Source organism: Plasticicumulans lactativorans (assembly GCF_004341245.1).
GTDB classification, from domain to species: Bacteria; Pseudomonadota; Gammaproteobacteria; order Competibacterales; family Competibacteraceae; genus Plasticicumulans_A; species Plasticicumulans_A lactativorans.
Window position 1 is genome coordinate 1 of the sequence record NZ_SLWY01000041.1, and the last position, 10,170, is coordinate 10,170.

Sequence of the window (10,170 nt, forward strand, 5' to 3'; positions counted from 1 at the left end):
TCGATCAGAAAGTGCGCGCGCTCGCTGCCGCCGGTTTGCACCACCGCATCGAGCGCCGCCAGCCACTCGGCGGTTTCCTGCGGGTCGATGTCGTTCGGACTGTGCATCGTGATCTCCTCCGGATGATTTGTAGTGATCGACGCCATCTGCGTCGTCTTGCTGCTGGCAACGGAGACGTCATCCGCTGATTGGCGCCATACAGCACGCCTCATGCCACTTCTGTGACACAATGTTTGTAAAGCCAGAGTGTTGAGTTTGGAGGACTTATTTCTGCAGTGGGTTTGGCGGTTCCAGACCGGCGTGCGGATATCCGCACAAGAGTTTATTTCACGTTCTGGAATTTCGGAAAGCTAAATTCACTTCGTGAAAAATCGCCGATTCCGCCGGCTCATGCAAGTCTTGTGAGGCCTGCGGTGTTGATGCGGGGGGGAGTGAAGGGGAAACGCGGGGCGCGTGCCCTCAGCGCGGGCGCTGCGGACGCTGGGTTCGCGCCGGCCGCAGGCGACCTGAGAAGGCCGCGATCCCGCGGCCGGCGCGAACCCAGCACACCATCGTTCAGTACAGCAGCGATGCCAGCCGGCGTCGATAGACCGCGACCAGTGGATGCTCGTTGCCGAGCGTCTCGAACAGCTTGAACAGGCCCTGGCGGGCCGCGCCGTTCTCGAAGGCGCGATCGCGCCGGAACGCTTCGAGGTACTGCTCGGCCGCGCGTTCGTAGTCGCCGGCTTCGAGCAGGGCGGCGGCGAGGGCGAGGCGCACGGCATGGTCATCCGGATTGACGGCAAGCCGTCTGTCGAAGGCGCTGGTGTCCACGCCCTTGGGGGTGGCTTCGGCGGCTGCCACGCGCGCGAGCAGCCCCGCCACCGGTTCGACCTTGTGCAGGTTCTCGGGCAGGCTGCGCAGCAGCTTGCCCGCTTCCAGGAAGCTTTCGCGTTCGACCAGCTTGGCGGCCAGCGACACCTTCATGTCCGGGTCGCCCGGATCCTGGGCCAGGCCTTCGCGCAGCAGGGTGAGTGCATCGTCCTGCCGCCCCTCGTGCCACGCGGCTTCGGCCTGTTCGAGAACCTTGTCGGCGATCCGCGCCCTGTAGGTGTCGATCACCTGCCGGTAGGCGCTTTCGGGCTGCGCGCCGGTCAGGGTTTCCACGATCTGCCCGTCGCGCACGACCAGTACCGTCGGCAGCGAGCGCACGCCGAGATGAGCGGCGAGCGCCTGCTCGCGATCGGCGTTGATCTTGGCGAGCAGGAACGCGCCCTGGTACTCCTGCGCGAGTTTTTCGAGCAGCGGGCCGAGCGTGCGGCAGGGCTGGCACCAGTCGGCCCAGAAGTCGACCAGCACCGGGGCATGGAAGGAGTTGTCGATGACGAAGCGTTGGAAGTCGGCAAGGCCGACGTCGAAGCTGAACTGACTCATGCGGAGTCCTCGCGGCCCCGGAGATCCGAGCGCCGCGCCGGGGGGAAATCTTCGGGCGTAGCCGAGCGCACCGATCGCGGTGCGTGCGCCGATCGCTCAGCGCTCCAGGTACTGGAGCTTGTCGGGCTTGCCATCCCACTCGGTCGCATCGGGCGGGGCATCCTTCTGCGCCGTGATCACCGGCCAGATCTTCGCGAGTTCGGCGTTGAGGGTCAGGAACGCCTCCTGCCCGCTCGGCAGGTCATCCTCGGCGAAGATCGCCTGCGCCGGACACTCGGGTTCGCACAAGGTGCAGTCGATGCATTCGTCGGGGTCGATGGCGAGGAAGTTGGGCCCCTCGTGGAAGCAGTCCACGGGGCAGACTTCCACGCAGTCTGTGTACTTGCACTTGATGCAGTTTTCGGTGACGACAAAAGTCATGGGCTCACGCCTCTCGCGGACGGAACAAACGCTGGCCGCGCAGTGTAGCCCCGCCGGGCCGTGCCGAGAACTCCCGAAGCGTTCGCCGGGCATTTTGTCGGCCGCCGCACATCCACTTTCAGCGCGCGGGGTTGTCGAGGGGGCTGGTGATCGCGCAAAACGAAAAACCCGAATCTTTCGACTCGGGTTTCCAGTATTGGCGCGCCCGGAAGGATTCGAACCTCCGACCCCCTGGTTCGTAGCCAGGTACTCTATCCAACTGAGCTACGGGCGCTTTGCGTGACGGCGCGCATTTTGCTTTCGAGGTCTGGGCCTGTCAAGTTGCGATGCGCGTTTTGGCGGAGAGAGAGGGATTCGAACCCTCGATGGAGGTTTAAGCCCCCATACTCCCTTAGCAGGGGAGCGCCTTCAGCCACTCGGCCATCTCTCCAGATTCACAGCGTCTTCACGATGGCGCGGTACGCCGGTTCGCGAAGGCTGCGAATAGTACCGATGAACACCGGGAGCGTAAAGCCCGGTGCTGACTCACTCGTGGTGGTGACCCTCGCCGCTCTCCTGTTCGCGCTTGATGCGCTCGTAGATTTCCTCGCGATGCACGGCGACGTCCTTCGGGGCGTTGACGCCGATGCGAACCTGGTTGCCTTTAACGCCGAGCACCGTGACGGTGACTTCGTCGCCGATCATCAGTGTTTCGCCGACTCTGCGGGTCAGGATGAGCATGTCGTACTCCTTGCATATCACCTTGTTGGTCCAAGCTTCTTGGCTGCACGACACCGGTGGCGCGGGGTCGTGGCTCGGACTCTAACGAAGACAGGCTGCGGGTGTGGTGGTTTTGATGCTTCTTTACAAAACAATCACTAAGAACAAGGGCTGACGCTCGCTCAGGCGGGAGCGGTCTGCTCGAGCCCGAATGCCTCGTGCAGCGTGCGTACGCCCAGTTCCAGATAACGCTCGTCGACCACCACCGAGATCTTGATTTCCGACGTCGAGATCATGCGGATGTTGATGCCTTCGCGGGCGAGCGCCTGGAACATCGTGCTGGCGATGCCGGCATGCGAGCGCATGCCGACGCCGACCAGGGAAAGCTTGACGATCTTGTTGTCGCCCCGGACCTCGCGGGCATCGAGCGACTGGGCCTTGGCGCGGACGATCTCCAGGGCGCGCTCGTAGTCGTTGCGGTGCACCGTGAAGGTGAAGTCGGTGGTGCCGTCGCGCCCGATGTTCTGCACGATCATGTCGACTTCGATGTTGGCATCCGAGACGCTGCCGAGGATGCCGAACGCCACGCCCGGCTTGTCGGGCACGCCGAGCACGGTGATCTGCGCCTCGTCGCGCGAGAAGGCGATGCCGGAGATCAGGGCTGCTTCCATCTGTTCTTCCTCTAGCGTGATGAGCGTACCGTTGCCTTCCTCGAAGGTCGACAGCACGCGCAGCGGGACGTTGTACTTGCCGGCGAACTCCACGGCGCGGATCTGCAGCACCTTGGAGCCGAGCGAGGCCATCTCCAGCATTTCCTCGAAGGTGATGCGGTCGAGGCGACGCGCGCGCGGCTCGATGCGCGGATCGGTGGTATAGACCCCGTCGACGTCGGTGAAGATCTGGCACTCGTCGGCCTTGAGCGCGGCGGCGATGGCCACGCCGGTGGTGTCCGAACCACCGCGGCCGAGCGTGGTGATGTTGCCGTCCTCGTCCACGCCCTGGAATCCGGCCACCACCACGACGCGACCGGCAGCGAGGTCGGCGCGGATGTTGTCGCCGTCGATGGACCTGATCCGCGCCTTGGTGAAGGCGCTGTCGGTGAGGATGCTCACCTGTGCGCCGGTATAGGACTTCGCCGGCTGGCCGTGCTTCTCCAGCGCCATGCACAGCAGCGCGATGGTGCACTGCTCGCCGGTCGAGATGAGCACGTCGAGCTCGCGCGGGTTGGGGCGCGGCGTGATCGCCTTGGCCAGCCCGATCAGGCGATCGGTTTCGCCGCTCATCGCTGAGACCACGACCACCAGGTCGTGGCCCTGGGCGCGATAGCCGATGACCTTCTTCGCGACGTTCTCGATGCGCTCGACGTTGCCGACCGAGGTGCCGCCGTACTTCTGAACGATAAGCGCCATGCTGTTTCCGCTGCAGTTGAGGTTGTGAGGGAGATCGCGTTCAGCCGAGCTGGCTCGCGACCCAGGCCGGGACGGCGGCGAGCGCGGCGTCGAGGCCGGACGGATCGGTGCCGCCGGCCTGCGCGAGGTCGGCGCGACCGCCGCCCTTGCCGCCCACCCGCTGGGCCACCTGGTTGACCAGGTCGCCGGCCTTGACCCGTGTCGTGTGGCTGTCGGTGACGCCGGCGACCAGGCGCACCTTGCCGTCTTCGACCGCCGCCAGCACCACGGCCGCCGCATGCAGCTTGTTCTTCAGTTGATCGACGGTGTCGCGCAGCGTCCTGGCGTCGGCGCCGTCGAGGCGGGCGGCGAGCACCTTGAGTCCGTCGATGTCGACCGCCTGCGCGGCGAGATCGCCACCCTGGCTGCTCGCCAGCCTGGCCTTGGCCTGTTCGAGTTCCTTCTCCAGCCCGCGGACGCGTTCGGCGAGGCCGCGGACCTTGGTCTCGGCCGACGCCGCGTCGCCCCGGACGATGTGGGCGATCGCCTGCAGGCGCTGTTCGAGCGTGTGCACGTGTTCGTAGGCGCGCTCGCCGGTGACGGCCTCGATGCGGCGGATGCCGGCGGCGACGCCACCTTCGGCGGTGATCTTGAACAGGCCGATGTCGCCGACGCGGCCCACGTGGGTGCCACCGCAGAGCTCGGTGGAGAAGGCGCCCATCGACAGCACGCGCACCTCGTCGCCGTACTTCTCGCCGAACAGCGCGAGGGCGCCGGCGGCCTTGGCGGTGTCGATCGGCATCAGCCGCGTGGTGACCTCGACGTTGCCGCGGATCTGCGCGTTGACGAGCCGCTCGATGGTCTCGATCTGCGCCGGCGTCAGCGCTTCGGGGTGCGAGAAGTCGAAGCGCAGGCGCTCGGGGTCGACCAGCGAGCCCTTCTGCATCACGTGCGTGCCGAGCACCTGGCGCAGCGCCGCGTGCAGCAGGTGCGTCGCCGAGTGGTTCAGCGCGGTGGCGGAGCGGCGTGCGGCGTCGACCGCGGCGTGCACCCGCGCACCGACGGCGAGCGCCCCGGCCTCGACGCGGCCGATGTGCAGGTGCACGCCTTCGCCCTGCTTGCGGCAGTCGCTGACCGCGAACAGCGCGCCGTCGGCGCTGAGCCGGCCGCTGTCGCCGACCTGCCCGCCGCTCTCGGCGTAGAAAGGCGTCGCGTCGAGCACGACGATGCCGTCCTGCCCGGCTTCGAGGCGCGCGACCGCCTGCCCGTCGCGGAACAGCGCCGTCACCGTCGCGTCGCCGTCGAGGGCGGTGTAGCCGCAGAAGGCGGTGCTGCCCCCGACCGCGAGCGCCTCGCTGTGATAGTGGCCGAACTGGCTGTGGGCGCGGGACTGGGCGCGCTGCCCTTCCATCGCGGCCTCGTAGCCGGTCATGTCGAGCGTGAGCCCGCGTTCGCGCGCGATGTCGGCGGTGAGGTCCACCGGGAAGCCGTAGGTGTCGTACAGGCGGAACACCGTCGTGCCCGAGATCACGCTGCCCGACAGCGCCGCGATGTCGGCTTCGAGCACCTTCATGCCGTGTTCGAGCGTTTCGGCGAAGCGTTCCTCCTCGTGGGCGATGACCCGCGTGACGGTTTCCTGGGCCGTGGCGAGTTCGGGGTAGGCCGCGCCCATCTCGGCGACCAGCGCCGGCACCAGCTTGTGGAAGAAGCCGGTCTGCGCGCCGAGCTTGTAGCCGTGGCGGATCGCACGCCGCATGATGCGACGCAGCACGTAGCCGCGCCCCTCGTTCGAGGGGACGACGCCGTCGGTGATCAGGAAGGCCGTCGAGCGGATGTGGTCGGCGATCACCTTCAGCGATGCCGACTGCGCATCGGTCGCCCCGGTGGCCGCCATCGCCGCCCTGATCAGGTTCGCGAACAGGTCGATCTCGTAGTTGGAGTGCACGTGCTGCATCACCGCCGCGAGCCGTTCGAGCCCCATGCCGGTGTCGACCGACGGCTTCGGCAGCGGGTGCAGCACGCCGGCCTCGTCGCGGTTGAACTGCATGAACACGAGGTTCCAGATCTCGATGTAGCGGTCGCCGTCCTCGTCGGGCGAGCCGGGCGGGCCGCCGGCGACCTCGGGGCCGTGGTCGTAGAAGATCTCGGTGCACGGCCCGCAGGGGCCGGTGTCGCCCATCTGCCAGAAGTTGTCGGAGCCGCCGCCGGGCTTGTCGCCGATGCGCACGATGCGTGCCTTCGGCACGCCGATCATGTCGGCCCACAGCGCGTAGGCCTCGTCGTCGGTCGCGTACACCGTCACCCACAGCTTGTCGGCCGGCAGCCTGAGCACGCCGGTCAGGAACTCCCAGGCGAAGGTGATGGCGTCGCGCTTGAAGTAGTCGCCGAAGCTGAAGTTGCCCAGCATCTCGAAGAACGTGTGGTGGCGCGCGGTGTAGCCGACGTTTTCGAGGTCGTTGTGCTTGCCGCCGGCGCGCACGCAGCGCTGCGCGGTGGTGGCCCGCGAGTAAGGGCGGTGGTCGGTGCCGAGGAAGACGTCCTTGAACTGCACCATGCCGGCGTTGGTGAACAGCAGGGTGGGGTCGTCGCCGGGGATCAGCGGGCTCGAGGCGACGATCTCGTGGCCGTGTCCACGGAAGAAGTTCAGGAAGGCGGAGCGGAGTTCGGCGCTGCTGGTCATGGTCTCGTTCGGTCGTTTGTCTGGAGCGTGGACACATCCGGTCGCACGATCCGCTGCCGGCGCCGTCGTTCAGGGCTCATGCAGCAGCCGCGCGACCTGTGCCGGGGTATAGCCCCGCTGCTGCAGGAAGCGGCTCCGGCGGGCGCGTTCCCGGACATCGGCCGCCGGGGCGTTGCCGAACCGCCGTCCGGCGAGTTCGGCGAGGCGCGTCATCCACAGTTCATCGAAGGTAGCCAGAATAGCGGAAGCCAGGGTTTCGGACACGCCACGCTCGCGCAGGCCGGCACGGATGCTGAGCGGGCCGTAGCCGCGCTCGAAGCGCGCGCGGGCATAGGCCTCGGCGAAGCGCGCGTCGCTCTGCAGGCCCTGTTCGGCGAGTTCCGCGAGGGCCGCGTCGATGGCCGCGGAGCCGTGCCCGTTCGCCCCGAGCTTGCGGCGCAGTTCCGCCGCGCTGTGCTCGCGGTGGGCGAGGAGGCCGACGGCCGCCTGCAGCGCCGCGGCTGCCGCCTCAGAACTCATCGGAGACGACATCCTCCTCGCCGGAGGCGGCGACCGTGGGCAGGGCGTCGGGGTTGGCGAGATACTTCGCACGCACCTTGTCTTCGAGTTCCCGGGCGAGCTCGGGGTTGTCCTTGAGGAAGGTGCGCGCGTTGTCCTTGCCTTGGCCGATGCGCTGCCCGGCGTAGCTGTACCAGGCGCCCGACTTCTCGACCAGGCCGGCCTTGACGCCGAGGTCCACCACCTCGCCGAGGCGCGAGATGCCCTCGCCGTAGAGGATCTCGAATTCCGCCTGCTTGAACGGCGGTGCCACCTTGTTCTTGACGACCTTGACGCGGGTCTCGGAGCCGATGACCTCCTCGCCTTTCTTGATCGCACCGATGCGCCGGATGTCGAGGCGCACCGAGGCGTAGAACTTCAGCGCGTTGCCGCCGGTGGTGGTCTCGGGGTTGCCGAACATCACGCCGATCTTCAGGCGGATCTGGTTGATGAAGATCACCAGCGTGTTCGAGCGCTTGATGTTGCCGGTGAGCTTGCGCAGCGCCTGGCTCATCAGGCGGGCGTGCAGGCCGACGTGGCTGTCGCCCATCTCGCCTTCGATCTCGGCCTTCGGGGTGAGCGCGGCGACCGAGTCGATGACGACGACGTCCACGCCGCCCGAGCGCACCAGCATGTCGGTGATCTCCAGCGCCTGCTCGCCGGTGTCCGGCTGCGACACCAGCAGGTCCTCGACCTTGACGCCGAGCTTGGACGCGTAGATCGGATCGAGCGCGTGCTCGGCATCGACGAAGGCGCAGATGCCGCCGAGACGCTGCGCTTCGGCGATCACCTGCAGCGTCAGCGTGGTCTTGCCGGAAGACTCGGGCCCGTAGATCTCGACGATGCGCCCGCGCGGCAGGCCGCCGACCCCGAGCGCGATGTCGAGGCCGAGCGAACCGGTGGAAATGACGTCGACGTCGCGTGCCGCCTGGGCATCGCCGAGGCGCATCACCGAGCCCTTGCCGAACTGCTTCTCGATCTGGCCGAGAGCCGCGGCGAGCGCCTTTTTCCTGTTGTCGTCCATAGACGTGACCTCGCGTGAACCCGTGACGGCCCGCCGCCGAGGGGGCCTGGTAAGGGCGCCGGATTATTCCACAGAACGCGTTGGCCGACCTAACGCGTGCCGTCGACCGGCCATGCGGCGCGCGGCAGGTAACGCGAGCCGGCCGGGCCGGACACCGATTCGGCCAGCACGATGCGCTCGGTGCGCCAGGCGAGCGGCGGCAGGGCGGCGTCGGTCGCGGCGTCGGCCGCCTTGCGGCGGGCGAGCGTGACGTGCGGCCGGAAGGGGCGGTTCTCCGGGGTGAAGCCGCAGGGGACGAGGCGCGCGAGCAGCGCCGCGAGCAGGGTTTCCAGCGCCGCCGGGGGCTGCGACGGTGCGGCGAACAGCGTGCGCGAGCGTGCCCACCAGCCGAGCCGGTCGAGCGTGAGGTCGAGCGCCGGCGCCGACAGGCCGGCGAGCACCGAGCGGTAGGCCGCCTCGCGCGCGGCCGGGGTGGTGCCGAAGAACACCAGGGTCAGGTGCAGGTTGGCCGCCGGGGTCGCTGCCGCGCCCGCCACGCGCTGCGCCAGCGCGGCGAGCGCGTCGCGGGTCGTCGCGTCCGGCCACAGCGCGAGGAACAGTCGGCGTGCGGCGGGTTCAGGCGACGGCGAGTTCATCGAGCACGCCCTCGAGCGCGGCGACGACCGCCTGCCGGCGCACCGCCGCGCGATCGCCCGCGAACCGGAACGGCTGCACCCGCGGCACGCCGCCCCGCCGGCACCAGGCCAGCCACACCGTGCCCACCGGCTTGTCGGGGCTGCCGCCGTCGGGGCCGGCGATGCCGCTGACGGCGATGGCGACATGCGCCGGGCTGCGTTCGAGCGCGCCGCGGGCCATTTCGCCCACCGTGGCGGCGCTCACCGCGCCATGCCGTGCGAGCGTCGCCCCGCTGACGCCGAGCAGTTCGACCTTGGCGTCGTTGCTGTAGGTGACGAAGCCGCGCTCGAACCACAGCGAGCTGCCGGCGATCGCCGTCACCGCCTGGGCGATGCCGCCGCCGGTGCACGATTCCGCCGTGGCCAGCAGCAGGCCACGGGCCTGCAGCGCGGCGCCGACGCGCGCGGCGAGGTCGGCGAGGGCGGCGTCGGCGTTCACTTGCGCGTCTGGAACAGCGCCTCGAGCGCCAGCAGGCGGCTCTTCGAGGCTTCGTCGGCGGGGTTCATGTCGAGCGCCTTGCGGTAGGCGTCGGCCGCGAGCTTGACGTAGAGGTCGCCCAGGTTGACCTGCACCGCGGGGAAGTCGGGGGCGTTCGCCGCCGCCGCGAGCAGGGCCTGGCGGGCCTTCTCGTAATCACCGTCGGCGGCGTAGGCCACGGCGAGGTTGTTGTAGCCCTCGGGCAGGCGCGGGAAGCGGCGCGTCATGTCGCTGAAGGTGTCGCGCGCGGCGGCGTTGCGTCCCATGTCGAGGAGCAGCGTGCCCTTCAGGAACAGGGCCTGGACGTCGTTGGGGTCCTTGCCCAGGCGTTCGTCGAGCCGCTCCAGCGCGGCGACGGTGTTGCCGTCGTCCGCCAGCCGGCGGATGTCGTCGAGTTCGGCCGCCGACGCGCAGCCGATGCCGAGCGCGAACACCAGGGCCAGCCGACCGATGCGGATTCGTTTCATCGTGCGTTCCTGCGTCATCCCAACGCGCGCCGTGCGGCGGCGCGGCTGGCGCATCCTACACCAAGCACGGGCGCCGGGTGCCGGGATGCCCGGGCGACGTACGGGCACGAGGTGACCCCCGGAAACGCCGCGGCCGTCGCCCCGTGGTCCGGGGCGACGGCCGCGTGCAGCGGGAGCGGGACGGCCTCAGCTGACGAACTCGCCCCTGGCCTGCAGGTCGGCGTGGTAGGAGGAGCGCACCATCGGCGCCGAGGCGACGTGGGTGAAGCCCATCGCCAGGCCCTCCACGCGCAGCTGCTCGAACTCCGCCGGGGTGACGTAGCGCTCCACGCGCAGGTGGTGCGCGCTCGGCTGCAGGTACTGGCCGAGCGTGAGCATGTCGACGGCGTG

At 68.8% G+C, this 10,170-nt stretch carries 10 protein-coding genes, 2 tRNA genes and 1 pseudogene; all 13 read right to left on the reverse strand.

Features of this window, described 5'->3' with window-relative positions:
- Window positions 1–555: 555 nt before the first annotated feature.
- On the reverse strand, window positions 556–1,413 hold the full coding sequence (locus EV699_RS19395) for a tetratricopeptide repeat protein (protein WP_132545940.1): 858 nt from the start codon (window positions 1,411–1,413) through the stop codon (window positions 556–558).
- Window positions 1,414–1,509: 96 nt separating this feature from the next.
- Window positions 1,510–1,833: a ferredoxin FdxA gene (fdxA, locus tag EV699_RS19400; protein WP_132545942.1), complete on the reverse strand. Its 324-nt coding sequence runs from the start codon at window positions 1,831–1,833 to the stop codon at window positions 1,510–1,512.
- Between the two features lie 197 nt (window positions 1,834–2,030).
- Window positions 2,031–2,107 (reverse strand) — tRNA-Arg (locus EV699_RS19405).
- 62 nt (window positions 2,108–2,169) lie between these two features.
- Window positions 2,170–2,263 (reverse strand) — tRNA-Ser (locus tag EV699_RS19410).
- Window positions 2,264–2,358: 95 nt separating this feature from the next.
- On the reverse strand, window positions 2,359–2,553 hold the full coding sequence (csrA, locus tag EV699_RS19415) for a carbon storage regulator CsrA (protein WP_132545944.1): 195 nt from the start codon (window positions 2,551–2,553) through the stop codon (window positions 2,359–2,361).
- 161 nt (window positions 2,554–2,714) lie between these two features.
- Window positions 2,715–3,941, reverse strand: coding sequence for an aspartate kinase (locus EV699_RS19420; protein ID WP_132545946.1), 1,227 nt, complete (start codon window positions 3,939–3,941; stop codon window positions 2,715–2,717).
- Window positions 3,942–3,981: 40 nt separating this feature from the next.
- Window positions 3,982–6,600, reverse strand: coding sequence for an alanine--tRNA ligase (gene alaS, locus EV699_RS19425; RefSeq protein WP_132545948.1), 2,619 nt, complete (start codon window positions 6,598–6,600; stop codon window positions 3,982–3,984).
- A gap of 69 nt (window positions 6,601–6,669) precedes the next feature.
- Window positions 6,670–7,119, reverse strand: a complete 450-nt coding sequence (locus EV699_RS19430) for a regulatory protein RecX (RefSeq protein ID WP_132545950.1) — start codon at window positions 7,117–7,119, stop codon at window positions 6,670–6,672.
- Window positions 7,109–8,161, reverse strand: a complete 1,053-nt coding sequence (recA, locus tag EV699_RS19435; protein ID WP_132545952.1) for a recombinase RecA — start codon at window positions 8,159–8,161, stop codon at window positions 7,109–7,111. Before recA ends, EV699_RS19430 begins: the two co-directional genes overlap by 11 nt.
- 89 nt (window positions 8,162–8,250) lie before the next feature.
- Window positions 8,251–8,796, reverse strand: a complete 546-nt coding sequence (gene thpR / locus EV699_RS19440) for an RNA 2',3'-cyclic phosphodiesterase (protein WP_132545954.1) — start codon at window positions 8,794–8,796, stop codon at window positions 8,251–8,253.
- On the reverse strand, window positions 8,777–9,274 hold the full coding sequence (locus tag EV699_RS19445) for a CinA family protein (RefSeq protein WP_132545956.1): 498 nt from the start codon (window positions 9,272–9,274) through the stop codon (window positions 8,777–8,779). Before EV699_RS19445 ends, thpR begins: the two co-directional genes overlap by 20 nt.
- On the reverse strand, window positions 9,271–9,780 hold the full coding sequence (locus EV699_RS19450) for a tetratricopeptide repeat protein (RefSeq protein WP_165904214.1): 510 nt from the start codon (window positions 9,778–9,780) through the stop codon (window positions 9,271–9,273). The genes EV699_RS19445 and EV699_RS19450 overlap by 4 nt, the downstream gene beginning before the upstream one ends.
- Before the next feature lie 186 nt (window positions 9,781–9,966).
- Window positions 9,967–10,170 (reverse strand): annotated as a pseudogene (locus tag EV699_RS19455) (lipoyl synthase); the annotation flags it as partial.